This window comes from Pseudomonas sp. D1-36, assembly GCF_051132205.1.
GTDB lineage: Bacteria > Pseudomonadota > Gammaproteobacteria > Pseudomonadales > Pseudomonadaceae > Aquipseudomonas.
The window spans coordinates 655,180-680,929 of sequence record NZ_CP071674.1 but is presented as its reverse complement, the minus strand read 5'-3'; the positions used below and the strand labels follow the sequence as shown (position 1 = coordinate 680,929).

Annotated in this window: 19 protein-coding genes; 11 read left to right on the top strand and 8 right to left on the bottom strand. The window is 62.6% G+C overall.

Annotation, left to right across the window (positions count from 1 at the left end; genetic code table 11):
- Positions 1–65 precede the first annotated feature (65 nt).
- The 10 genes from urtB to ureC all read left to right on the top strand — a co-directional run bounded on the left by urtB (position 66) and on the right by ureC (position 8,894).
- Entirely contained in the window at positions 66–1,568 is a 1,503-nt protein-coding gene (gene urtB / locus J3P76_RS02970; protein ID WP_434608014.1) for an urea ABC transporter permease subunit UrtB, read from the top strand.
- A complete protein-coding gene (urtC, locus tag J3P76_RS02965; RefSeq protein WP_420766248.1) occupies positions 1,568–2,647 on the top strand; it encodes an urea ABC transporter permease subunit UrtC in 1,080 nt (359 codons plus the stop codon). Before urtB ends, urtC begins: the two co-directional genes overlap by 1 nt.
- On the top strand, positions 2,644–3,516 hold the full coding sequence (urtD, locus tag J3P76_RS02960; protein WP_420766247.1) for an urea ABC transporter ATP-binding protein UrtD: 873 nt from the start codon (positions 2,644–2,646) through the stop codon (positions 3,514–3,516). Before urtC ends, urtD begins: the two co-directional genes overlap by 4 nt.
- A gap of 131 nt (positions 3,517–3,647) precedes the next feature.
- Entirely contained in the window at positions 3,648–4,346 is a 699-nt protein-coding gene (gene urtE / locus J3P76_RS02955; RefSeq protein WP_434560905.1) for an urea ABC transporter ATP-binding subunit UrtE, read from the top strand.
- A gap of 31 nt (positions 4,347–4,377) precedes the next feature.
- On the top strand, positions 4,378–5,220 hold the full coding sequence (locus J3P76_RS02950) for an urease accessory protein UreD (RefSeq protein ID WP_434608020.1): 843 nt from the start codon (positions 4,378–4,380) through the stop codon (positions 5,218–5,220).
- A gap of 148 nt (positions 5,221–5,368) precedes the next feature.
- The gene (gene ureA, locus J3P76_RS02945; RefSeq protein ID WP_420766244.1) at positions 5,369–5,671 is read left to right on the top strand and encodes an urease subunit gamma; all 303 of its coding nucleotides are present in this window, start codon (positions 5,369–5,371) and stop codon (positions 5,669–5,671) included.
- 9 nt (positions 5,672–5,680) lie between these two features.
- Positions 5,681–6,214, top strand: coding sequence for a GNAT family N-acetyltransferase (locus J3P76_RS02940; RefSeq protein ID WP_420766243.1), 534 nt, complete (start codon positions 5,681–5,683; stop codon positions 6,212–6,214).
- A gap of 5 nt (positions 6,215–6,219) precedes the next feature.
- Positions 6,220–6,753, top strand: a complete 534-nt coding sequence (locus tag J3P76_RS02935; RefSeq protein ID WP_434701471.1) for a GNAT family N-acetyltransferase — start codon at positions 6,220–6,222, stop codon at positions 6,751–6,753.
- Complete coding sequence (locus J3P76_RS02930) at positions 6,750–7,055, top strand: urease subunit beta (protein ID WP_420766241.1); 306 nt, start codon at positions 6,750–6,752, stop codon at positions 7,053–7,055. Before J3P76_RS02935 ends, J3P76_RS02930 begins: the two co-directional genes overlap by 4 nt.
- Before the next feature lie 138 nt (positions 7,056–7,193).
- The gene (gene ureC, locus J3P76_RS02925; protein WP_434701470.1) at positions 7,194–8,894 is read left to right on the top strand and encodes an urease subunit alpha; all 1,701 of its coding nucleotides are present in this window, start codon (positions 7,194–7,196) and stop codon (positions 8,892–8,894) included.
- A 46-nt stretch (positions 8,895–8,940) separates the two neighbouring features.
- Here the strand turns inward: ureC and J3P76_RS02920 are convergent, their stop codons facing one another.
- The 4 genes from J3P76_RS02920 to J3P76_RS02905 all read right to left on the bottom strand — a co-directional run bounded on the left by J3P76_RS02920 (position 8,941) and on the right by J3P76_RS02905 (position 20,758).
- Positions 8,941–13,998, bottom strand: a complete 5,058-nt coding sequence (locus tag J3P76_RS02920) for an NEL-type E3 ubiquitin ligase domain-containing protein (RefSeq protein WP_434701469.1) — start codon at positions 13,996–13,998, stop codon at positions 8,941–8,943.
- 142 nt (positions 13,999–14,140) lie between these two features.
- The gene (locus J3P76_RS02915; RefSeq protein WP_434701468.1) at positions 14,141–19,195 is read right to left on the bottom strand and encodes an NEL-type E3 ubiquitin ligase domain-containing protein; all 5,055 of its coding nucleotides are present in this window, start codon (positions 19,193–19,195) and stop codon (positions 14,141–14,143) included.
- 102 nt (positions 19,196–19,297) lie between these two features.
- Entirely contained in the window at positions 19,298–19,597 is a 300-nt protein-coding gene (locus tag J3P76_RS02910; RefSeq protein ID WP_420766237.1) for a chaperone modulator CbpM, read from the bottom strand.
- Positions 19,598–19,819: 222 nt separating this feature from the next.
- The gene (locus J3P76_RS02905) at positions 19,820–20,758 is read right to left on the bottom strand and encodes a DnaJ C-terminal domain-containing protein (RefSeq protein ID WP_420766236.1); all 939 of its coding nucleotides are present in this window, start codon (positions 20,756–20,758) and stop codon (positions 19,820–19,822) included.
- Between the two features lie 295 nt (positions 20,759–21,053).
- On the opposite strand from J3P76_RS02905, the gene J3P76_RS02900 reads away from it, so the two are divergent.
- Positions 21,054–22,328 (top strand): Hsp70 family protein, encoded by a 1,275-nt coding sequence (locus J3P76_RS02900; RefSeq protein WP_434675803.1) that lies wholly within the window; start codon positions 21,054–21,056, stop codon positions 22,326–22,328.
- Between the two features lie 120 nt (positions 22,329–22,448).
- Here J3P76_RS02900 and J3P76_RS02895 read toward each other — a convergent pair whose 3' ends face one another.
- The 4 genes from J3P76_RS02895 to J3P76_RS02880 form a co-directional block, all read right to left on the bottom strand.
- Positions 22,449–23,462: an AI-2E family transporter gene (locus J3P76_RS02895; RefSeq protein WP_420766234.1), complete on the bottom strand. Its 1,014-nt coding sequence runs from the start codon at positions 23,460–23,462 to the stop codon at positions 22,449–22,451.
- Between the two features lie 110 nt (positions 23,463–23,572).
- Positions 23,573–23,845: a PsiF family protein gene (locus tag J3P76_RS02890; protein WP_434608034.1), complete on the bottom strand. Its 273-nt coding sequence runs from the start codon at positions 23,843–23,845 to the stop codon at positions 23,573–23,575.
- Positions 23,846–23,996: 151 nt separating this feature from the next.
- A complete protein-coding gene (locus J3P76_RS02885) occupies positions 23,997–24,887 on the bottom strand; it encodes an alpha/beta fold hydrolase (RefSeq protein ID WP_434608036.1) in 891 nt (296 codons plus the stop codon).
- A gap of 102 nt (positions 24,888–24,989) precedes the next feature.
- Positions 24,990–25,628 carry an FMN-dependent NADH-azoreductase gene (locus tag J3P76_RS02880; RefSeq protein ID WP_434560922.1) on the bottom strand — a complete coding sequence of 213 codons (639 nt, stop codon included), beginning with the start codon at positions 25,626–25,628 and terminating at the stop codon, positions 24,990–24,992.
- Between the last annotated feature and the right edge of the window lie 122 nt (positions 25,629–25,750).

Genomic DNA, 25,750 nt, shown 5'->3' with positions numbered 1-25,750 from the left:
TGACACACCGCTATCGCGAGCAAGCTGGCTCCCACAAAGAAAGAAGTTTGCGCAAGGCCTAGCATATGCCCACCGCCCTTTACCGCCTCATCCTCGCCCTGGCCCTGCTGTTGCCACTGGGCGCCCATGCCGGCGACGCCGAAGACTTCGTCGCCGCCAACCCGACCCAGCAGGCCAAGCTCCTGGAAACCTGGGCCGCGCAGCCGGAGCCTGAGCGTGTCGAACTGATCAACGCCTTGCAGCAAGGCCAGTTGACCGTCGATGGCCAACCCAAGACCCTGCGCCTGAACAACCGCTTGCGAGGGCTGATCGAAACCGCCCTGGCCAGCCATCAACTGCTCGCCGTCGATGCCGGCGTGCGCCTGGCTGCCGCGCAACAGCTGCAAAAAAGCGCCCGCCCGGCGCAACTGGCGTTCCTTGATCGGCAACTGGCCGGCGAGCAGGACGAAGATGTCCACGCCGCCCTGAGCCTGGCCCTGGCGAATTTGCAACTGGTGGACACCAACCCCGCCGTGCGCCTGGCGGCCGTGCGACTGCTGGGGGAAACCGGCGACCCGCTGGCCCGCACTCGCCTCGAAAACCTGCTCGAACCCGGTGTCGAAACCGATGCCGCCGTGCGCACCGCCGCCGAAACCAGCCTCGGCCAGGTCAAGCGCAAACTCCTGATCGGCGAGCTGCTGGGCCAGGCGTTCAGCGGCATGTCCCTGGGCTCGATCCTGCTGCTGGCCGCCCTTGGCCTGGCGATCACCTTTGGCTTGCTGGGGGTGATCAACATGGCCCACGGCGAGATGCTCATGCTCGGCGCCTATTCCACTTATGTGGTGCAGATGCTGTTCCAGCGCTTCGCCCCGAACGCCATCGAGTTCTATCCGCTGATCGCCTTGCCGGTGGCGTTTTTCATCACCGCCGCCATCGGCATGGCCCTGGAACGCACGGTAATCCGCCACCTCTACGGACGGCCCCTGGAAACCCTGCTCGCCACTTGGGGCATCAGCCTGATGCTGATCCAGCTGGTGCGCCTGGTGTTCGGCGCGCAGAACGTGGAAGTCGCCAACCCGGCCTGGCTGTCGGGCGGGATCCAGGTGCTGCCGAACCTGGTGCTGCCGTACAACCGCATCGTGATTATTGCTTTCGCGCTGTTCGTGGTGGTGCTGACCTGGTTGCTGCTGAACAAGACGCGCCTGGGCCTGAACGTGCGCGCCGTGACCCAGAACCGCAACATGGCCGCCTGCTGCGGCGTGCCCACCGGGCGGGTGGACATGCTCGCCTTCGGCCTCGGCTCGGGCATCGCCGGGCTCGGTGGCGTTGCCCTGAGCCAGATCGGCAACGTCGGCCCGGACCTGGGCCAGAGCTACATCATCGACTCGTTCCTGGTGGTAGTGCTCGGCGGCGTCGGCCAGTTGGCCGGCAGTGTGTTCGCCGCGTTCGGCCTGGGCATCGCCAACAAGATCCTCGAACCGCAGATCGGCGCCGTGCTCGGCAAGATCCTGATCCTCGCGCTGATCATTCTGTTTATCCAGAAGCGTCCGCAAGGCCTCTTCGCGCTTAAAGGACGGGTAATCGACTGATGAACCAGCCCCTGATGCTTACGGCCACGCAAAAGGCCGGACCCAAAGTCACCCTCGCCGTCGGCGCGGTGATCCTCGCCGTGCTGCTGAGCCTGCCAGTGTTGTCGCTGTTGGCGGTGGATAACCCGCTGCATGTCTCGGCATATACCCTGACCCTGGTGGGCAAGATCCTCTGCTACGCCATTGTCGCCCTGGCGCTGGACCTGGTCTGGGGCTACGCCGGCTTGCTCTCCCTGGGCCACGGCCTGTTCTTCGCGCTGGGCGGCTACGCCATGGGCATGTACCTGATGCGCCAGGCCGCCGGCGATGGCGTGCCGGCGTTCATGACGTTCCTGTCGTGGACCGAGCTGCCCTGGTACTGGGCCGGCACCGACAGCTTCCTCTGGGCGATGTGCCTGGTGGTGCTGGCGCCGGGCTTGCTGGCGCTGGTGTTCGGTTTCTTCGCCTTCCGCTCGCGGATCAAGGGCGTGTACTTCTCGATCATGACCCAGGCCCTGACCTTCGCCGGGATGTTGCTGTTTTTCCGCAACGAGACCGGCTTTGGCGGCAACAACGGCTTCACCAATTTCCGTTCGATCCTGGGCTTTGGCATCACCGAGCCGGGCACCCGCGCGGTGCTGTTTTTTGCCACAGTGCTGCTGTTGGTGGCGAGCCTGTTCATCGGCTGGCGCCTGGCTCGCAGCAAGTTCGGCCGGGTGCTGACCGCCCTGCGCGACGCGGAAAACCGCCTGATGTTCTGCGGCTACGATCCCCGTGGCTTCAAGCTGTTCGTCTGGGTGTTGAGCGCGGTGTTGTGTGGCCTGGCCGGGGCGCTGTACGTGCCGCAGGTGGGGATCATCAACCCCAGCGAAATGTCGCCGACCAACTCCATCGAGGCCGCCGTGTGGGTGGCGCTCGGCGGGCGCGGCACGCTGATCGGGCCGTTGCTGGGCGCCGGCGTGGTCAACGGCATGAAGAGCTGGTTCACCGTGGCGTTTCCGGAATATTGGCTGTTCTTCCTCGGCGCCCTGTTCATCGTCGTGACCCTGTATCTACCCAAAGGCGTTATCGGGCTGTTGAAGAAAAGGGGCGAACAATGAAAATCACACCGACAGCGGATTTCATGCTCGAACCGATTATTGAACCCCCTCTCGATGCCAATCGGGACCAAGGCAGCAGCCGCGACGCCATTGGCCTCGGCCGGGCCGCCGGCGTAGGCCTGAACACCCGCCACGGCACCATCCTGACCCTGGAAGACATCAGCGTCAGCTTCGACGGATTCAAGGCGCTGAACGACCTGAACCTGTACATCGGCGTCGGCGAACTGCGCTGCATCATCGGCCCCAACGGCGCCGGCAAGACCACCCTGATGGATGTCATCACCGGCAAGACCCGTCCCAGCCACGGCAAGGCCTGGTTCGGCGAAACCCTTGACCTGACGACCATGAGCGAAGTCGAGATTGCCCAGGCCGGCATCGGGCGCAAGTTCCAGAAGCCGACGGTGTTCGAAGCCCTGAGCGTGTTCGAGAACCTGGAACTGGCGCTCAAGACCGACAAATCGGTGTGGGCCAGCCTGCGGGCGAAGCTGACCGGCGAGCAACGCGACCGCATCAGCGAAGTGCTCGAGACGATCCGCCTCGCCCCTTCGGTCAACCGCGCCGCCGGGCTGCTGTCCCACGGCCAGAAGCAGTTCCTGGAGATCGGCATGCTGCTGGTGCAGGACCCGCAACTGCTGCTGCTTGACGAGCCGGTGGCGGGCATGACCGACGCCGAAACCGACTTCACCGCCGAGCTGTTCAAGTCCCTGGCGGGCAAGCATTCACTGATGGTGGTGGAGCACGACATGGGCTTCGTCGGCGCGATTGCCGACCACGTCACCGTGCTGCACCAGGGCAGCGTGCTGGCCGAAGGGTCGCTGGAACAGGTGCAGGCCGATGAGCGGGTGATCGAGGTGTACCTCGGTCGCTAGATCGAAACATGCTGTTCCCTGTGGGAGCGAGCCTGCTCGCGAATGCGGGGTATCAGTCGGGATAACTGTGACTGACACACCGCATTCGCGAGCAGGCTCGCTCCCACAAGGGACACAAGGGGATTCAAGACATGCTGCAAGTCGACAAGCTGCACCAATACTACGGCGGTAGCCACATCCTGCGCGGCCTGTCGTTCGACGTGAAGGTCGGCGAGGTGACGTGCCTTCTCGGTCGCAACGGCGTGGGCAAGACCACCCTGCTCAAATGCTTGATGGGCCTGCTGCCGGCCAAGGAAGGCGTGGTGAATTGGGAAGGCAAGGCCATCACCACGTTCAAGCCGCATCAGCGGGTCCACGCCGGCATCGCCTATGTGCCGCAGGGCCGGGAAATTTTCGGGCGGCTGACGGTGGAAGAAAACCTGCTGATGGGCCTGTCGCGCTTTCCGGGCTCAGAAGCCAAGGAAGTACCGGCCTTCATCTACGAATTGTTCCCGGTGCTGCTGCAGATGAAACAACGCCGGGGTGGCGACCTGTCCGGCGGCCAGCAACAGCAGCTCGCCATCGGCCGGGCCCTGGCCAGTCGGCCGCGCCTGTTGATTCTCGATGAGCCCACGGAGGGCATCCAACCGTCGGTGATCAAGGAGATCGGCGCGGTGATCAAGAAACTCGCGGCCCGGGGCGACATGGCGATTTTGCTGGTGGAGCAGTTCTACGACTTCGCCGCCGAGCTGGCTGATCAGTACCTGGTGATGTCCCGGGGCGAGATCGTGCAGCAGGGCCGTGGAGAAAATATGGAAGCCGAGGGTGTGCGCGGATTGGTTACGATCTAGTCTGTAGCGTCCCGACGACAATCAGAAAATCATGAATCTACCTGTATCGCCATCCGCCCTGTTCACCCCCAGCTGGCACGCCGAGCTGGACTTGGGCTATGCCCGATTCGGTGATTGCACGCGCCCGGTCCAGCGCCGGCACAAAGGCCCGTTGCGGGTGCAGAAGCACTTGTACGCCGAAGGTCCCGAGGTGTGCCAGCACATCATCGTCCACCCGCCCGGCGGCATTGCCGGTGGGGATCGGTTGGACATTTCGGCCCAGGTCGGCCAGGGCGCCTGGGCGCAATTGACCAGCCCCGGCGCGGCCAAGTGGTACCGCGCCGCCGGCCCGGCGTACCAGCAACTGAGCCTGAGCGTGGCCCCCGGCGCGACCCTGGAATGGCTGCCCCAGGAAACCATCGTCTTCAGCGCGGCCCAGGCCGAACTCAGCACGAACATCGATCTGCAAGGCGACGCCCGCTTGTTCTACTGGGACATCGTTGCCCTCGGTCGGCCGGCCAGCGGCGAGCGGTTCGACGTGGGACACTTTCAATCGTGGCTGGACATCCGCCGCGACGGCCAGTTGCTCTGGCACGAGCGTCAGCGCATCGCCGGTGGCGATGGGTTGCTCGACTCCCCCATCGGCCTGGGCGGCGACCCGGTGTTAGCCACCTTGCTGGTGACCGGCGAGATCGACAGCGAGCTGCTGGAGCGCTGCCGCTCCCTGGACCATGCCGTGCGTGGCGACCTGACCCAACTGCCCGGCCTGGTCGTGGCACGCTGCCTGGCGAGCGAGGCATTGTTGGCGCGGGGGTGGTTGATTGAGTTGTGGCGCTTGCTCAGGCCTGCATTGCTTGGAAAAGAAGCCGTGCCACCAAGAATCTGGAGTACTTAGTTATTTCCTCTGTGGGAGCGAGCCTGCTCGCGAAAGCAATAGAACATCCAACATGATTGTTGACTGACACACCGCTTTCGCGAGCAGGCTCGCTCCCACAGTGGAATGTGTCTACTGCAAAATTTTTATCTGCCCTTATGGATTGCACATGGACCTGACCCCACGCGAAAAAGACAAGCTGCTGATCTTCACCGCCGGCCTCGTCGCCGAGCGGCGACTGGCCCGGGGCTTGAAGCTCAATTACCCAGAGGCCATGGCCTACATTTCCGCCGCGTTGCTCGAAGGCGCCCGCGACGGCCAGACCGTGGCCGAGCTCATGCACTACGGCACCACCTTGCTGAGCCGCGAGCAGGTGATGGAAGGCATCCCGCAAATGATCCCGGAAATCCAGGTAGAGGCGACGTTTCCCGACGGCACCAAACTGGTCACCGTCCACCAACCCATCGTCTGAGGCAACGGCATGACTTATCAGATCCGAGACGCCCAGCATCGCGACCTGCCGGCGATCCGCGACATCTACAACGATGCCGTGCTCAACACCACGGCGATCTGGAACGAGCAGCCCGTGGACCTGGGCAATCGCCAGGCTTGGTTCAGTGCCCGGCGCTCCCAGGGCTACCCGGTACGGGTGGTCATCGATGCCGAGGACAACGTGCTTGGGTATGCCTCGTTCGGCGACTGGCGGCCGTTCGACGGCTTCCGCCACACCGTCGAGCATTCGGTGTACGTCTGCCGGGACCAGCGCGGCAAGGGCCTTGGCCCTGTGCTGATGAGTGACCTGATCGAGCGCGCCCGGGCCTGCGGCAAGCACGTCATGGTTGCCGCTATCGAGAGCGGCAACGCGGCGTCGATTCGCCTCCATGAGCGGGCGGGTTTCGTCACCACCGGGCAGATGCCCCAGGTGGGCACCAAGTTCGGCCGTTGGCTGGACCTGACCTTCATGCAGTTGGTCCTCGACCCCGGGGCGCCACCGCCCGCCATGGACAAGGAGTGATACCGATGAACGCCGCCCAGTTGCGTCGAATCCACGCTGAAAGCTTTGCGCATTATCGCCAGGGCCTGGTCGACCTGTTGCTCGACGCCGTGGGTCATGGCGCCAGCGTGGGGTTCATGGCCGACCTGGATGCCGTACAGGCCAGGGCTTATTTCGACGAAGTCCAGGCCAGCCTCAATCAGGGTCACCTGCTGTTGTGGGTGGTGGTCAAGGATGAACAGGTACAGGCCAGCGTCCAGCTCGCCCTGTGCCAGAAGCCCAACGGCCTCAACCGTGCCGAAGTACAAAAACTGCTGGTGCGCGGCGACGCTCGTCGCAGGGGCCTGGGCCAGCAATTGATGAGCGCCCTGGAGCTCGGCGCCCGTCAGCACAAGCGTGGGCTGCTGTACCTCGACACCGAGGCCGGTTCCGAAGCCGAGGCGTTCTACTGCGCCATGGGCTACACCCGCGTCGGAGAACTGCCCGACTACTGCCAGAGCCCGGACGGGACCTATACCCCGACCGCCATCTACTACAAGACTTTGGGACAACCGCAATGATTCCAGGCCAATACCAGGTTCAGCCCGGCGATATCGAGCTCAACGCCGGCCGCCGCACCGTGACGCTGAAGGTCGCCAACAGCGGCGACCGGCCGATCCAGGTCGGGTCGCATTTTCATTTTTTCGAGACCAACGACGCCCTGGCCTTCGACCGCGCCGCCAGCCGTGGCATGCGCCTGAACATACCGGCCGGCACCGCCGTGCGCTTCGAGCCGGGTCAGAGCCGAGAGGTGGAACTGGTGGACCTGGCCGGGCATCGCCGGGTGTTCGGGTTTGCCGGGCGGATCATGGGCGACCTTTAGGTCACGGCATTTGCGTTGGCCCTTTCGCGAGCAGACTCGCTCCCACAAGGGAATGCGATCAATTGTGGGAGCGAGCCTGCTCGCGAAAAGTGAGCGCAGCGAACGGCCTTACTATTAATTGAGTCTCAAGGCGAGCACATGAAGATTTCGAGACAAGCCTACGCCGACATGTTCGGCCCCACCGTCGGCGACAAGGTCCGCCTGGCCGACACCGAGCTGTGGATCGAGGTGGAAAAGGATTTCACCACCTACGGCGAAGAGGTGAAATTCGGCGGCGGCAAGGTGATTCGCGATGGCATGGGCCAGAGCCAGCTGTTGGCTGCCGAGGTCGTCGACACGCTGATCACCAACGCGCTGATCATCGACCACTGGGGCATCGTCAAGGCCGACGTCGGCCTCAAAGAGGGACGCATCGCGGCCATCGGCAAGGCCGGCAACCCGGACATCCAGCCCGACGTCACCATCGCCATCGGCGCCAGCACCGAAGTGATTGCCGGCGAAGGCATGATCCTCACCGCTGGTGGCATCGACACCCACATCCACTTCATCTGCCCGCAGCAGATCGAAGAAGCCCTGATGAGCGGCGTCACCACCATGATCGGCGGCGGCACGGGCCCGGCCACCGGGACCAACGCCACCACCTGCACCTCCGGGCCGTGGCACCTGGCGCGCATGCTGCAGGCCGCCGATGCCTTCCCGATGAACATGGGCTTCACCGGCAAGGGCAACGCCAGTCTGCCGGAACCGCTGGTCGAACAGGTCAAGGCCGGCGCCATCGGCCTGAAGCTGCACGAAGACTGGGGCACCACCCCGGCGGCCATCGACAACTGCCTCAGCGTGGCCGACCAGTACGACGTGCAGGTCGCGATCCACACCGACACCCTCAACGAGTCCGGTTTCGTCGAGACCACCCTGGCCGCGTTCAAGGGCCGCACCATCCACACCTACCACACCGAAGGCGCCGGTGGCGGCCATGCGCCGGACATCATCAAGGCCTGCGGTTTCCCCAACGTGCTGCCCAGCTCCACCAACCCGACCCGGCCGTTCACCCGCAACACCATCGACGAACACTTGGACATGCTGATGGTCTGCCACCACCTGGACCCGAGCATTGCCGAGGACGTGGCGTTCGCCGAAAGCCGCATCCGTCGCGAGACCATCGCCGCCGAAGACATCCTCCACGACCTCGGCGCCTTCTCCATGATCAGCTCCGACAGCCAGGCCATGGGCCGCGTTGGCGAAGTGATCACGCGCACCTGGCAGACCGCCGACAAGATGAAAAAGCAACGCGGCGCCCTGCCCGGCGACGGCGAAGGCAACGACAACTTCCGCATCAAGCGCTACATCGCCAAGTACACCATCAACCCGGCGATCACCCACGGCATCAGCCACGAAGTGGGTTCCATCGAAGTGGGCAAATGGGCCGACCTGGTGCTGTGGCGCCCGGCATTCTTCGGCGTCAAGCCGACGCTGATTCTCAAGGGCGGAGCGATTGCCGCCAGCCTGATGGGGGACGCCAACGCCTCGATCCCGACGCCGCAGCCGGTGCATTACCGGCCGATGTTCGCCAGCTACGGCGGCTCGCGACACGCCACCAGCCTGACCTTCATCAGCCAGGCCGCCGCCGAGGCCGGGCTGCCGGAACAGCTTGGGCTCAAGAAAAGAATCGCCGTGGTCAAAGGCTGCCGCAACGTGCAGAAAACCGACCTGATCCACAACGACTACCTGCCGAGTATCGACGTCGACCCGCAGACCTATCAGGTCAAGGCCGACGGCGTGCTGCTGTGGTGTGAACCGGCCGACGTGTTGCCGATGGCGCAGCGCTATTTCCTGTTCTGAACAGAGCCGGCGGCGAGAAGGCAAGTGCCCTCGCCGCCGGTTCGCCTTACAGGTCTGTACTGTCCTGAGGCGCATCCAACGCCTGCTGGGTCAACGACTGGATCAATTCCGCTTCCTTGACCCTGTGTTGCAGGCCCAGCGCCTCGGATTGGTTGGCATAGTCAGCCTCCTCCAGGGTTCCGTCCGCTTTCTGCTCATCCAGCGCCAGCAGGTCCTCAGTGAGGGCGTAGGTCAACGCCTGGAAATCTGCCGCATGCTGCTGCTTCAAGTAGTCGATCCAGAAATCACGGCCCACCAGTGACTGCATCTCTTGGGGCGAGCCGTCCAGGGCCAGGACCTCGGCGGCAGCGGCATCGAGCATGGCGCTGGAAACGTTCCCCAGGTTGGTGAAGCGTCCCCCTCCCGGTTGCCCCGGCAGCTCCAGCCGATCCCTGAGCCCCGTACGATAGGCCAAGCGGACCTCGACTTCTTCGATCAGCCTGATCAGCTCGGTCTTTTGCGCGGCTGTGAGCCCCTCACGGCCGTTGATTGCATCACGGCGCCCCTGGATGTCCCGCAGGGCAATCCGCTCCACTTCATCCAGCCGGAATAATCCCTTGGCCAAGCGAATCAGCGTGGCAGCCTCATCCCCTTCCACCGACAGGGCCTTGGCGTTGTGGATCATCATCTTTATTTCCAGGTTGCTGAATGACAACGAAGCCCGATCTTCACAGGCCGGCTCGCCGGCCAGTTCGAACAGCTCACGACGCAATTCAGTGGAATCCCTGGCAGCCTCCAGCATCTGCCAGACGCGGGCCTGCAGGTCCGAATAGTCAGCCACGTCCTGATAGGACCCGATCAACCGACTCAGCAACTGGAAGAACTCCCCGGATAACGGATCTGCCTGCAGGCTCTGCCACAGGGCCTTTTTATCCTCCCGTTGTTCGGACGGCAGATCACGCAGCCATGGCCGCACGTCTGGCCGCATGCCCACCACAGCGTTGGCCGCCAGCTGGAGTGTTCCTGGCCTGCGCGGCGCGACCCATTCGGGATGGGCCTGCTGAAGATTCGCCCAATATTCCCGCAAGCGCTGCCCAGTCGCCTCGCTCATCGGATTGCCCTGGATAAAGGTCACGCCATTGAGCCGGGCCGTGGCGTGGGCCTGGTCGGCGGGCGGATCGATCACGTGTGCCGGCACTTCGGTCAGTTGGTTGGCGCGCAAGTCCAGTTCCTCCAGCGGCTGTTCCAGCAGGCCCGTGGGCCAGGTGTCGATCCTGGTATTTCGAAGCGACAGCTCCGTCAGGGCCGGCATGGTGCTGAAGTCCGGCAAACGACCCAGTGGATTGTCGCTGAGGGTAAGGAATTCCATGGCGGGCAGGCCGGCCAGGATCTCAACACCTCGCGGCGTCAGGCCGATCTGGTTCGATGCCAGCGTGAGGTTGCTCAGACGGGGCATTGCCGCCAACGCCTCCGGCACTTCGGTCAGGTTGTTATGGCTCATGTCCAGCCAACGAAGGGCAGGAAAACGCGTGAGGAAACCGTTGCAGGTTTGTTGCGACAAACCCATGTTATAAAGTTTCAGGAAGGTCACGTGACTGAAATCAGCCGACAGTTGCGGCAACGACCTCAGATGCATCCAGCTCAAATCAAGCTCATACCCGACACGCCGGCCGTCGACCACGATGATGGCCCGGGACTGGCGTCTCCAGCATTTACGGATACGATCGGCGGTGATTTGCTTGACTCGTCGCCATGACGCCGATAAATCGTCGTTCCCTTCATCCGCCTCGGTGGAAGCGACCCAACGGTCCAGCTCATCGCGCAACGTACGGTACTCGGTTTCAAGGCGACCGATCTCCGCGGCCGCTCTGTCGCCCAGTTCCCGCACGAAGACCCGGGCTTCCTGGGACGAATAATCGGGAAACAACTCTCGCACCCGTCTTTCAGGCGAACGGCCCAGGCGCAGCCATTCCAGCGGCCCGCCTAATGGATAGCCGTATCTGCCCGAGGCCAGGCGCATTGGCGACACGAGCAACGGTTTGGCTGCCGGCATCTTCAAGACCTTTGCCAATGAGCCCCGCCTCACCGGCGCCGCGCCGATAGCCGTCTTCAGCAACGCGCCATGATGAATCGAGGGGCGGCCCATGGCCTGGCGTTCGGCATCCGGCAGCGCGTGCTGCAAGGCCGCATAGAGGCTGCCCTCGCTGCTCAGGTCGTTGCCGCTGTCGTCATGGGCTTGATAGAGATCGTCACGCTTGACCACGATCTTGACCTGCGTCGAATCCGACGGCCCGACACTGTCAATCAATCTGCCCGAGGTGAAATCCTCCCTCAGTTCGATGCGTACCGTATCGCTCCAACCCGCCAGGGTCTTGAGGGTCGCCAGCGCCAGGCGGGGTGTATCCGCCGTGGCCAGGCTCTCTTGGTATAACCCTTCGTAGGCCCGGTTCAAGCGGATCGCCCGCTGGAAGTGACGCAGCTCTTCGGCGATGCGCAGCGGGATGGGTTTGGTCTGGGTCGCATCGGTGTAATCCCATCCGGCCATTTGCCGGGTTTCGCCGGGACTGGCGTGGGCCATTATCTGCTCGATGGCGGCCGCCGGAACCGAAGGAAAACGGGATTTGATCAGCTTGACCCGCGGGTCTTTCGACACATCGCCCTTGGCGTAGTGATCATGGATCAGTTGGTTTTTCTCACGCACCGCCACTTCAAGGAGATTCTTGCGAAACTGTTGGATCCGGGCGTTCATGTCGGTTTTCGCGATGGCCGGCCGCGTGCCGGCCAACAGATCATTGCCCGTCGCATCCACGGCCTCGATCAGGTTCCTGGGGAATGAAGATGAATCCACTTCCGTATCGCTGACGATGACTTCACGGATCATGGACGTTCCATCCGTTGGGTGAGCGTATTCCCACAGAGACTTGCCCGCGCTGTCGATCACCTTCAGCTTCAAGTTTTCTGGCCATGGGCCGTAACCCGTGAGCAAGTGCAGCTGCGTCATCGAATCGGCTTTCTCATAGATCAGCGGATCTTCGCTTTGCATGTGCAGCAGGAAAGCATCGACCTTGCGAGCGATGTCGAAGCGCCTGATCGTGTCGTCCAGCAACACCGGCACCGGCTCGCCCTCGGCGTGCATGCGCCGCAGCACGTCCTCGCTGGTGCCACTGGCGGTACGAATGTGCTCGAGCTCGGCATCGCTGAAATCCTTGACGCGGTGGCCGAGCCGGCGCATCAGGGTCGCACCGTCCCAGCTTCGCGGCTGTTCCAGCTCATGGTTCCAGGCACCGCTGCCGTTGTTTGTCAGCTCGGGCTGATAGGCATCCGGTCGGGAAGGATGGCGAATGCGATAACGTTGGGTGGCCGGGTCTTGCTGGACTTCGTAGTGACTGTCGTCCAATGGCAAGACGTCGCGACCGTTGACGCGGTACAAGCCCAGGGCATCGGGTTGCGAATTCGCGGGCGGCTCCAGATCGCTCCGGTAAGGCGCCAGGTCGGGTCGCCAGAGCCGTCTTTCGCCAGTCGGCGAAGTGACGGGCGCCAGTTGATCCACCGTAGCCGATGGCATGATGCGCGGGAGCACTTTGGCGCCTGCCACCATGAACGCGGCGTTAAGCGCCAGGCTGGAAACGTGCGCCCATATTTCCTTGGTTTCGCCCTGCTCGAACGCCTCGATGCCTTCGAACGCCTCGTACAGCATCTGCAACGCCCACACCGCCATCATCACCTGACCGAGCCCGGGAACAACGAACGCCGCCATGTTGAGCACATCGATGACCGTGCTTTCCCAACTTTCCAGGCGCGCCTGACGCGCCTTCTTGTCTTCATCCCCTGTAGGAACTGCCGCGACCCGTGCGTCTTGGTAAATCTTGCGGACCTGATTTACCCGTAGCGTCTCCCACAAGAAACCCTTGAGGTCGGACGCGCTCATCGGCAGCCTGGGCAGGTTCGACTTGAGGGGGAAGTCGCCTTTGGCATCGGTTTGCGAAGAGGGTTTGAAGAGACGGTTGAAACGCTCGAAGAAATGCCCTTGCTCATGCAGCGGCACGAAGCGGCTGAAGAAGCGCCGGTAGTCGAGGTTGTGGAGGCGGCGACGCAGTTCGACCATGAATTCGTAGCTGGAGGCGTATTCCTTCACCGGGTGCTCGGGGTCGTCCGGGATATACGCCACGACCCGCTCCAACCGGGTACTGCGGTCGCGCTCCGGTCCGATCAGCAAAGGCCCGACAAGCTCGACGTCAAGGACCGTCAACGTCGCGAAGGTCACCGCGCGGCCGTCCAGCTCGGCCGAGGGCTGCCCACCCACTACCCGCTGCAACATTCGGTAGGTGTCCTGCCGGATGTCCGCCTTGGCGTGGGCGATCTCGGTACTGATCGTGAGGAGTTGCTTGTGATGCTCGCGCAACTGTTCATCCAACCGTTCGCGGGCCTGGCGGTCGTTCGGTTCCAGGATCGTCGTGAGGTGTTCCCGATACTTGCGTCCCAGGTCGAGCTTGCGGCATAGCTTGATGAACGCCTCGGGGGCTATGGGCAATGCTCCCGCGCGCACGGATTCCAGGGTATGACTCAAGGTGCCATCGGCGGACACCGGCGTGGTGGTAATGAGGTGGCAATCATCGCAGTCGAGCTTGTGCTCTTCATCGGGTTCGAAATTGGCCAGCGCGACGTCCAATAACGAACCGCCCCGGTATTGGTAAGTGTCGTAGCCCTCGCCCGTCAGTCGATGGAGCAAGTTGATACCCATGTCGGTACGCGTCTTGACCGCGAACTTGCGGGCAAAATAAACCTCCCGGACATTGAGCGTACGCCTGAAGGTTGTCTGGATGGCCTGGCTGAGCAAGGGTTCGGCGAAGGTCCGTATGTCCTGGACCTTGCCCAGCGCGTAGTCGACCTGGTTGAAAATTGCGCAGTAGCGCTCGTGAATGCTTTTTAGGTTGGCCCTGGTCTGGTGGGTCGTCTTCACGTACCAGTCTGGAAGCTCCAGGTCATGATCGCTCAGCGCCTTCTGGCGCTGCGCGGTGGCTTTCATGTAGCAGGAGGAAATGCGACTTCTGAGCAGATCGTCGTGCTCGCCGTGTTTCGAAGCGGGTGAAGTCGTGGCGCTTTTTGCAACGGTAGGCTCTGGCATATCGGGTCATCCTTGAGGTTGGAAAACCCGAGCCTATCCATTGCTCGCTCCGTGAATGCGGTAACTATTTATCGCTTCCATCACAGGACATGACAAACAACCCACCGCGGCCTCACCCCCGCTCCGGACCCAAGAATCCGCGTTACAGATCAGTACTTTGCACCTGCGCGTCCAGCTCTTCCTCGGTCAATGACTGGATCAGCTCCGCTTCCTTGACGCTGTGCTGCAGGCCCAGTGCCTCGGACTTGGTCCCATAGTCAGCCTCCTCCAGGGTTCCGGCTGCCTTGGCCTCATCCAATGCAAGCTGGTCGGTGATAAGGGTGTCGGTCAGCGCCTGGAACGCGGCTTCATGCTGCTGTTTCAAAAAGTCGATCCAGAATTCACGCTCCAGCAGCGATTGCACCTGCCGAGGTGAATCGTCCAGGGCCAGGACCTGGGTAGCGGCTGCATCCAGCATGTCCTGGGTGACGTTGCCCAGGTGGACAAAACGCCCGCCTTTCGGCTGCCCCGGTAACGCCAGCCGATCCCTCAGCCCCACCCGGTAGGCGAGGCGCACTTCGACTTCCTCTATCTCTGCCAGGTGCCGGGCCTTCTGCTCGGCCGACAGGTCCCGGCGGGCCGTGATGGCGTCACGCCGTCGCTGAATGTCCTCCAGAGCGATGCGCTCCACTTCATCGATGCGAAACAATCCCTTGGCCAATTTGATCAACGTCCCGGCCTCAGCCTCGCCATTGGCCGTGGCCTTGGCGTCGTGAATCATCAATCTGATTTCCAGGTAGCTGAACGATAACGCTGCGCGGTCCTCACACGCCGGAGCCCCCGCCAGTTCGAACAACTCACGACGCAGGTCGGTGGAAGCCTCGGCCGCTTCCAGCATTTGCCAGACACGCAACTGCAGGTCCGAGTAGCTTTCTTCGCCTTGATAGGAGGTGGCCAGGCGATTCAACAGCTCGAAGAACTCACCCGATTGCGGTTCACTCGCCAGGCTTTGCCACAACGCGCGTTTGTTGGGTAATTGGCTGTCGGGCAAATTCTGCACCCACTGCTGCACATTGGCCGCCGTTCCCACCGCGACATGACCAAACGCCCCGTGTTGACGCAACGTTATCCACTCGGGATGCTCACGCCACAGGTCCGCCCAGTAATCATGCAGGCGCTGCTGGGTCGCTGCGTTCAATGGATTGCCTTGGAGGAAAGTCACGCCGTTGACGCGGGCCGTGGCAAGGACGTCAGCCGCCGCCGGGTTGAGCAGCGCCTCCGGAACGTCGGTCAACTGGTTGTCGCGCAAATCGACGAACTCCAGCGGCAAGCCGTGCAGGCCGGCGGGCCAGGTGTCGATTCCGGTGCCCTTGAGGCCCAGGCCGCGCAAATCGGACATTCGACTGAAATCCGGCAGCTGCCCCACGGGGTTGTTTTCCAGATTGAGGACCTTCAGTCGGGTAAGACCCTGCAGGACTTCAACACAACGAGGGGTCAGAGTAATGGTGTTGTCCTTGAGCAGCAGCTTGGTCAGGCCATCCATTGCCCCCAAGGCCGCGGGAATTTGGGCCAGGCGGTTGTCAGTCATGTCCAGCCAGCGAAGAGAGGAAAAACCGGAGAGAAAACCTTCGCAGGCCTGTTGTGACAGGTCCATGCCTGCCATTTTCAGCGAGGCCACGTGGCTGAAATCCGCCGACAGCTCCGGCAGGTAACCGACTGTCAGCCGGCCCAGATCGAGCTGATAGCCCGCCGCGCGGCCATCCGCGGCTGTCACCACGGCGGTCTGGCGCCTCCAGCAACGCTTGATCTGATCGGCCACCCCGCGCTTGCGCACGGGTGGCACCTGCTCCATGCGGTCGCCCGAATAAATCCAACTGGTCGTATTAGCCCAACGGTCGAGGTCCCGATCCAGCATGTCCAGCTCGATCTTGCGTCGCTTGAGCTCCGCCACGGCGCCGTCGCCCAATGAAGCCAGCAACGCCCGGACCTGTTCGTTCGTATGGTTGGGGTACAACTCCAGAACGCGACTTTCCACCGAACGCCCCAGCCCCAACAAGGCTCGCAGCCCGCTCAGCGGGTATCCCACCGCGCCCGACGCCAGGCGCATCGGTGAGCGGAACGATGGCTTGATGGCGGGCAAGTTCAAGATTCGCGCCAACGAATTGCGCGGCACTGGCGCTTTCCCGAGGGCCTTTTCCAGCAGGCCGCCCTGGTGGATCGAAGGGCGCCCCATGGCCTGGCGCTCGGCGTCCGGCAGGGCGTGTTGCAACGCGTCGAAGACGCTGCCCCAATGGCTCAATTCATTGCCCCGGTCATCAAGGGCCTGGTAGCGAGCACCGTCCCTGACCACGATCTTGGTCTGCGCCGCCTCCAGCGGCCCGATGCTGTCGACCAAGGCGCCGGAGGCATGATCGTCTCGCAGTTCGATACGCACCGTGTCGCTCCAGCCGGGCAGGGTCTTGAGCGTTGCCAGCGCCAATCGGGGCGTGTCCGCGGTCGCCAACGCAGGCTGGTACAGGCCTTCATAGGCCCGGTTCAAACGCACCGTTCGCTGACAATGACGCAGTTCCTCGGCGATGCGCAGCGGAATCGGCTTGGTCTGGGTGGGATCGGCGTCATTCCACGCGGCCATCTGCTGAAGCTCCCCACGGTTGGCATCGGTGATCATCTGCTCGATGGCCGCGGCCGGCACCGATGGGAAGCGGGATTTGATCAACGCCACCCGAGGGTCGACTGGCTCTTGGCTCCTGGCGTAGTAATCATTGAGCAGCTGGACTTTTTCACGCCGCGCCACTTCCGCGAGGTTGTTCCTGAGCTGGCGAATCCGAGCATCCATGTTCGTTTTCGCTATCGCCGGACGGGTGTCGGCCAGCAGATCCTTCCCGGTCGCGTCCACCGCCTCGATCAGATTCTTCAGCACCGAAGAGGTACGCACCTTTGCCTCGGGAATGATCACATCACTCACCGGAGCCGAGCCCTGGGATGGACGAACATACCGCCAGAGCGTCTTGCCCGCCCCGTCCACCACCTTCAATCTCAGCCCGCTTGGCCAGGGGCCATAACCGGCAAGCAAGTGCAACTGCGTCACTGGATCGGCTTCGTCCTGTCGCAGCGAATCGTCGCTTTGCAGTTGCCCGATAAAATTGTCGACTTGTCGCGCCAAGTCAAAGCGCTTGACCGTATCGGCCAGCAATGCGGGCATCGGCTCGCCTTCCACATGCATGCGTCGCAACACGTCCTCGCTGGTGCCACTGGCGATGCGGATCTGCTCCAGTTCGCTGTCGCTGAAATCCTCGACCCGATGGCCCAGCCTGCGCATCAGGGTTGTGCCTTTCCAACCCTGTGGTCTTTCGAGTTCATGGTTCCAGGCGCCGCTGCCGTTGTGCGTCAGCTTGGGCTGGTAGGCATCCGGCCGGGAAGGATGACGGATGCGATAGCGGTGGGTAATCGGGTCCTGTTGTACTTCGTAGTGGTGCCCGTCCAATGGCAGGACCTTGCGGCCACTGACCTCGTACAGCCCTAGACTGTCCGGGACGGCGCCGGCGAGTGGGCGCAAAGGACTGCGGTACGGCGTGAGATCAGGGTTCCAGAGTCGCGACTCCCCGCTGGCCCGTTCAACCGCTTCCAACCGATCCACCCTGGCCGATGCCTGGATCTTCGGCAACACTTTGGCGCCTGCGACGATAAACGCGATATTGAGCGCCACGCTGGAAAAGTGCGCCCACATCTCCTGGGTTTCCCCTTGCTCGAACGCCTCGATACCTTCGAACGCTTCTTCGAACATCTGCACGGCCGCCACGGTCAGCATCAGTGGCCCCAACGCAGGCACCACGAATGCCAATTGGTTAAGCACGTCGATCACCGTGTTCGTCCAACTCTCCAGGCGCGCCAGGCGGGCGGCTTTGTCTTCATCGGCGGTGGGCACCGCCACCGTTCGCGCGTCCATCTCGATTTTCTGCAGTTGCTCGCGGCGCAAGGCTTCCCACAGCGAGCCGGTGATGGGCGATGCGGCCATGCGCAAATTTTTCAACGAGGGCTTGAGCGGATAGTCCGATTGGGTATCGGCCTCGGGAGAGGGTTGGTACAACTGGTCGAACTGCTTGAAAAAATGCCCTTGCTGACTCAGCGGTACGAAACGGCTGAAAAACTGTCGGTAGGCGATGCCATGGAGGCGCCGACGCAGTTCCACCATGAATTCGGTGCTGGACGGATACTCCTTGAGAGGATGCTCGGGATCGCCCGGTAGATACGCCACCACACGCTCCAGGCGCCGGGTATTTTCCCGGTCGGGCCCCATCAGTACCGGGCCGACCAGTTCGGTGTCGAAGATTTTCAGCGAAGTGAACGTCACCGGTCGCCCGTCGAGCATGGCGCCGTCCTGATCGCCGACCACTTGCCGCAGCATCAGGTACGTGTCACGGCTGATGTCGGCCTTGGCCCAGGCGACTTCGACACTCAGCGCCAACGACTGACGGTGGTGGTCGCGCATTTGCTGGTCCAGACGGCGGCGGGCGTCTTCGTCAGCGGGTCGAGCGATGGCGCGAATGTGCTGCTGGTAGCGGCGCCCCAGGTCCAGCTTGCGGCATAGTCTGGCAAAGGCGTGCGGAGCGATTGGCAACGCCCCCGCCCGAACGGCCTCCAGCGTAGGCGCAGGCGTACCGCTGACGGTCAGCGCCGTGGTGGTGATGACATGGCAGCCATCGCAATCGAGCTTTTGCTCTTCGTCGGGTTCGAAGTTCGCCAGTGCCGTTTCCAGCAGCGAAGCACCTCGGTACTCGTAGGTATCCCAGGCCTCGCCCGTCAGGCGGTGAAGCAGCGTGCTGCCCAGGTCCTTGCGTGTCTTGCTGGCGTACTGGCGGGCGTAATAAACCTTCTCCACATCCAGGGTTCGCTTGAATTCCTGCTGGATGGCCTGGGTCAGCAACGGCTTGGCAAAGGCGCGGATATCCTCGATGCGGCCCAAGCTGTTGTCGATCAGGTTCAGGCTGGCGCGGTAGCGCGCATGCTGGTCCTTGAGGCGGGTCCGGGTTTCGTGGGAGGTCTTGGGGTACCAGGCCGGGAGTTTCAGGTCGTGGTCGCTCAACGCCTGCTGGCGCCGCATGACGGCCCCGATGTACCAATCGGGAACGCGCTGCCTGAGCAGGTCGACATGGACGCCGCGATTTTCAGGCAGCGGCGTCATGCCGGGGTCGCTAACGGCAGAAATAGGTAATGGCATTCGGATCATCCTTGATGGTGGAAAACCCGAGCCTACCCAGCGCGTCACTGACGAGTGCGGTAACTATTTATCGTTTTTTTCCGCCAGGGACCCCGCGCGTTCCTACTCCACCCAACGGCCCAGTTGCTGGCGCAGCCGACGGTTCTCGGATCGCAACTGCTGGACCTCCTCCAACAGATCCAGCGCCAGCGCGACACCTTCCCATTCCAGTTCCAACTCACGGCGCAGCTTGGCGGCCCGGCGGGCCAGGACCAGTTCGTAATCGGTGAAACGCCAATCGGTCGGGGCCGCGCCGTGGGGCTCGAGGATGCCGTGCTCGACGATTTCAATCACGTGGACATCCGCCAACGCAGCGGCTTCACAGAATTCCATCAGGTTCAGTTCGATGATCGGGTCGTTCATGGTCTGCTTCTCCCAATGCTTCAACTGTCGAGTCTAGCCAGGATTGTGAAAACCCGGTTTTGTGGCGAGGGAGCTTGCTCCCGCTCGGCTGCGCAGCAGTCGTAAAACCTGCCTACCGGTTTTTCCTGGCGCACCGTGTCGAATGGTTTTGGGGCTGCTTCGCAGCCCAGCGGGAGCAAGCTCCCTCGCCACGGAGTGCGTTGCCAGGCCTGTGGTTACCGGTCAGAAGTGCTCCCGAGGATCGAACGCAGCTTTCTTCGCCAACTCGGCCCACAACGCCTTGACCGATTCATCGCTGGCCTTGGGCATCACGGCCTTGAGCTGTACGAACAGGTAGCCGCGCTCGCCGGCCTTGTTGCGCAGGCCGTGGCCCTTGGCGCGCATGCGCTGGCCGTTCTGGCTGCCTGCCGGCACCTTGAGGTTGATCTTGCCGGTGAGGGTCGGCACCGCCACCTCGGTCCCCAGGGCCAATTCCCACGGCGCCAGGGGCAAGGTGATGATCAGGTCCTGGCCTTCGACGTCGAACTTGGGGTGCGGGGCGAAACGAATGGTCAGGTACAAGTCGCCATTGGCGCCACCGCCGATGCCGGGCGCGCCCTGGCCCTTGAGGCGGATGCGCTCGCCATCGGTCACGCCCAGCGGGATTTTCACGTTCAGGCTCTTGCTGGTATTGCTCACGTGCTGGCCCGCCGCGTTGTATTGCGGCACCTGGAAACTGACCTTCTTCGACTCGTTCGACAGGGTTTCTTCCAGGAAGATCGGTAATTCCATTTCCACGTCTTGCCCCCGACGGCCGGCGCTGCGACCCGATTGACGGCCACCGAAACCCGGCCCGCGATTGCCAAAGATCGAACTGAAGAAGTCCGAGAAGTCACCCGTATCCTGGCCACCAAAACCGCCACGGCTCTGCCAACCCGGCGGTCCCTGGAATGGCTGTCCGTGCTGACCATAACGGCGCAGGTCGTCGTACTCGGCACGCTTGTCGGCGCTTTTCAACGCCTCATAGGCTTCGGAGACGTCCTTGAACTTGGTTTCGGCGTCCTTCTCTTTGCTCACGTCCGGGTGGTACTTGCGCGCCAACTTTCGATAGGCAGCCTTGATCGTGGCATCGTCGGCCGTCGGCTCGACACCCAGGATCTTGTAATAGTCTTTGAAGTCCATCTTAAGCATCACCATCCGTTATCGATGTCGCACCGCCACGCACGGCATGCCCGGATGACCGGACAGCGGGTTGACCAGCCTCAAGATTGGGACCGGGCGGCGCATCAGAAGTTTATCGGCAGCGGGTGGCGGTTCTTGTGTCCGCCCGATGGCTGCCAGGCTCATGCCAGCAAGTTTGGGGGTGTGACGTCGTCTTTCAAGGCCGTGTTTGCGAATTAGCGGATAACCGGCCTTCGAATCCGCGCCGCACTGGCATACACTGCGCGGCCGTTTTTTCGACCGGAATCTGAAAGACATGAAAAACGCATCCCCGGCCCGTGCCTGCGGCATCGACTTCGGCACGTCCAACTCCACTGTCGGCTGGCTGCGCCCCGGCATGGAAACGTTGATCGCGCTGGAGGACGACAAGATCACCTTGCCCTCGGTGGTCTTTTTCAATCAGGAAGAGCGCCGCCCGGTGTACGGTCGCCTGGCGCTGCACGAATACCTGGAAGGCTACGAAGGCCGGCTGATGCGTTCGCTCAAGAGCCTGCTGGGCTCCAAGCTGATCAAGCACGACACGAGCGTGTTGGGCACGGCGATGCCGTTCAAGGATCTGCTGGGGTTGTTCATCGGCCAATTGAAGAAACGCGCCGAAGCCACCGCCGGTCGAGAATTCGAAGAAGTGGTGCTGGGCCGCCCGGTGTTTTTTGTCGATGACGACGAAATGGCCGACCAGGAAGCCGAGAACACCCTGGTAGACGTCGCCCGCGCCATTGGCTTCAAGGAAGTGTCGTTCCAGTACGAGCCCATCGCGGCGGCTTTCGACTATGAATCGACCATCGAGAAAGAAGAGCTGGTGCTGATCGTCGACATCGGCGGGGGTACGTCGGACTTCTCCCTGGTGCGCCTGTCGCCCGAGCGTCGTACCCACGATAACCGTCACGCCGACATCCTGGCGACCGGCGGCGTGCACATCGGCGGCACCGACTTCGACAAGCAACTCAGCCTGCAAGGCCTGATGCCGCTGTTCGGCTACGGCAGCCGCATGAAAAGCGGCGCCTACATGCCCACAAGCCATCACATGAACCTGGCGACCTGGCACACCATCAACGCGGTGTATTCGCAGAAATCCACCCTCGCCCTGGGCAGCATGCGCTACGACATCGAAGACACCGGCGGCATCGACCGGCTGTTCAAGCTGATCGAACAGCGCGCCGGGCATTGGCTGGCGATGGAAGTGGAAGAAACCAAGATCCAGCTGACCCACGCCGACCAGCGCCACGTGGCCCTGGACCGGATCGAGCCGGGCCTGAGCGTGGACTTGAGCCGCGCCCTGTTCGAGTCGGCCATCGACAGCTTGCTGGAGCGGGTGCGCGGCAGCGTCACGCAACTGCTCAACGATGCCGGTATCGGTGTGGACCAGGTTGACACCGTGTTCTTCACCGGCGGCTCCAGCGGCATCCCGGCGCTGCGCAACAGCGTCTCGGCGATGCTTCCCCAGGCGCGGCATGTGGAAGGCAATATCTTTGGCAGTATCGGCAGTGGATTGGCGATCGAGGCGATGAAGCGGTATGGGAGTCAGGCCTGATTCAGGACCGAGGCGCACCCTTCGCGAGCAGGCTCGCTCCCACAGTTTGACCGAATGCGATCGAACTGTGGGAGCGAGCCTGCTCGCGAAAGCGGTAGATCAATCGATACAACGGTCGGATCAAACCATCCCTACCTGCTTCAACTCACTCTTGAGATACGCATAGTAGATAGGCCCCGCCACCACCCCCGGCAGGCCGAACGCGGCTTCGAACACCAGCATCGCCATGAGCAATTCCCACGACTTGGCGCTGATCTGTCCGCCGACGATACGGGCGTTGAGGAAGTATTCGAGCTTGTGGATCACGATCAGGTAACCCAGCGCGGCCACCGCCACCCAGATCGACAATGACAGGGCGACCACAGTGATCAGGGTGTTGGACATCAGGTTGCCGATCACCGGCAACAGCCCCAGCAGGAACGTCATCACGATCAGGGTCTTGGTCAGGGGTAGCTGGATGCCGAACAGCGGCAGCACCACCGCCAGGAAAATCCCGGTGAAGAACGTATTGAGCAGGGAAATCTTGATCTGGGCGAAGACGATGTTGCGAAAGGCCTTGACCAGCAGGTTCAGGCGATCGAACAGCGCAGCGGCCAGGGGCTTGCGCTTGGTCAGGTCGGGGATGCGCTGCAGGGCGACGATGGCGCCGAGCACCATGCCGATCAACAGCGTCACGAACATGTGAGCCGCGTCCTTGCCCACCAGCTGCAGGTCGCTCAAGTGCTTGCTCACCCAATCACCGATCGCCACCCGGAACTCGGCGGCGCTGGCCGGCAGGTAGGCATCGATGAACGGCGGCAGTTGCCCACGGGCGCGATCGACCACGGTCATGAACTTGTCCAGGGAGGCCCCGGGATTTTCCGCTTCGTGCAGCAGGAAACTGAAGGCGCCGGCAAAGATCAGGGTCAGCACACTGACCACCAACGTGCCGAGCAATGCCACCGCCAACCAGCGGGCACGCCGGCCTTCGATCAATCGTTGCAACTGCGGAGTGAGCATGTTGACCAGCTCGAACACCAGCAACCCGGCCAACAGGCTCGGCAACAGGCGCAGCGGCAACACCAGCAACAGCCCACCAAAAATGATCACCCAACTGATCACCAACAACACATGACGCTGAGAAAACGTTGGCATACAGCCCCAGGACAAAACGGCATGAAAGGATCGGCAGTCTGCCAGCGATCCGCTGGCAGCACTAGGGATTGTATCGGCCGATTTGGCCCAGGGCTCAGAAGATCCGGCGCTTATTTTTTCTTCAGGCACTCACTCATGAACGCCTTGCGAGCGTCACCCTTCAACGCCTGCTCGGTGGCAGTGGCATTGCAGCTTTTCATGCGGTCCTGTGGGGTCGCCTTGAGGCAGTTGCTCATGAAGGCCTTGCGTTCGTCACCCTTGAGGGCCTTGGTGGTGGCGTCGGCGTTGCAGGTGGTCATCTTGGTTTGTTGGGCCGTGGCGGCGAACCCCTGGGAACACAGCAGCAAACCCATCATCAACAAAGGGACACGGAGCATCTTCATGGTGTTTCTCCTGGTTGCCGCACGAGGGTGTGGCGATGGGGTGCAGTGTAGACAAAGCCTGTTACACCTTCATCTGTTCGATTTCCCGAGCATGAACTACCAGTGTCTGGAGCATGTCGGCAACGAACGATAACGCGCGACGCCCTGCGTCCTACAAGCCTGCCGCCTTCAACCGCTCGGCATGCTCGACAAACAACCGGATCGGCTCCGCCCCCCTGCCCACCAGCCCCAGCGACTGATTGACGATGTCGAAATGGTCCAGCGGGTAGTCATCCCGGATCACCGTGCCCAGGTGCGAACTGTAGCGCCCGACCATGCCGTCGCTCTGCCCGGCTTCGCGCACGAAGGTGCGGGCGAACAACCGGCAGCTTCGATTGGTGCCATCGAAGAGGTTGCGACCCTTGTCGGTCTTGCCCGGCTGCAACGTCCCCGACCAGGAGTAGTAACGCACGCCATTGACCTCTTCCGGCCCGTGTCCGCCCCAGGTTTGGGGCAGCCCCTGTGGATAACGTTCGTTGAACAGCGCCACCCCGGCAGTGGTGAGCGAAGCATGGGATGCCTTCAGGTCGGCTGGCAGCCGTGGCCCGTGATAACCGGTGTCCAGCAGGCTCATGATCGCGTTGATCAGCCGCAGCAAGGCACTGAGCACCCGGCCCTTGGCGCTGTCGGCCGGGTAATGGGTTTGCAGATAATCGGCTAGCTCGGAACCGTGGTTGGTGCCGGCCACCGAAGAGACCGACGCCACCAGGTCCGGGCGTTTGGCCGCGGCGTAGCGGGCAGTGAGGGCGCCCTGGCTGTGGCCGATCAGGTTGACCTTTTGCGCGCCGGTTTGCCGCAGCACTTCCTCAATCCGGGCCAACAGCTGCTCGCCGCGAACCTCGGATGAATGCAAGGGCGAGACCTTCACAGGAATCACCACGGCCCCGCCCCGGCGCAATGCCTCTGCGATGCCATACCAGTACGGATACAACACCAGGCGAATGAAACCGAGCATGCCCGGGACCAGCACCAAGGGGTAGCGAGTGGCACAGCGTTGCGACATGGCGACATCCTTGCGATCAAGAGGTGGTCAGCATCAGTACCGATGATGACCAGTCTATGACACCCGAGGCACTTCAGCCCGATCGCGGCAAGCCCCAGGTCCTCAAAAGGTTCGGGCGAGCGCTAGCAAGCGTTGCTCGGCCTCGGCATAGGAACGCGCGAAGCTGTGCTCGGCGGACTCTTCGCCTTCGGCCGCCACCACCGTCACGTCGTTGATACCGATGAAGCCCAGCACCGCCCGCAGCCAGGTGTCGGCGTGGTTCATGGCCTCCAATTGGCCACCGGGGCCAAAACCGAAGTCCCCACGGCTGGTCACGATCAGCGCCTTTTTGCCCGACACCAGCGGCTCGTACTGGGAAACACCGTTGTCGAGGCTGTGGTTGAACGTCACGCCGATGCGTACGATCTGGTCGACCCAGGCTTTCACGCCGCTGGGCACGCCAAAATTGTGCATGGGTGCCGAGATTACCAAGCGATCGTGGGCTTGCAGTTCGGCAACCAGCGCATCGCTCAGCGCCAGGTCGGCCTGCATGGTCAATGGCCGCGCCTGGGGCTCGGAGTAAAACGCCGCCGCAATAAAGGCTTCGTTGACCGCAGGGATGACGGTGCGGCCCACCTCGCGGCGAGTCGGTTGGCAAAGTGGATTGGCGGCCTGCCACGCCGCTATGAATGCCTCCGTCAGACGTCGGGAATGGGAACGCTCACCGCGTGGGCTACCCTGTACGACAAGAATGCTGCTCATCTGTAACTCCTTCTAATGCGACTACAATCGGAACGGCCTGTGGCTTTAAGGTTGGAGCCCGGTCGCCCTCGATCGCAAATGAGCGTTAGTTCATCCGGATGAGTTGTTTTCATCCATACGGA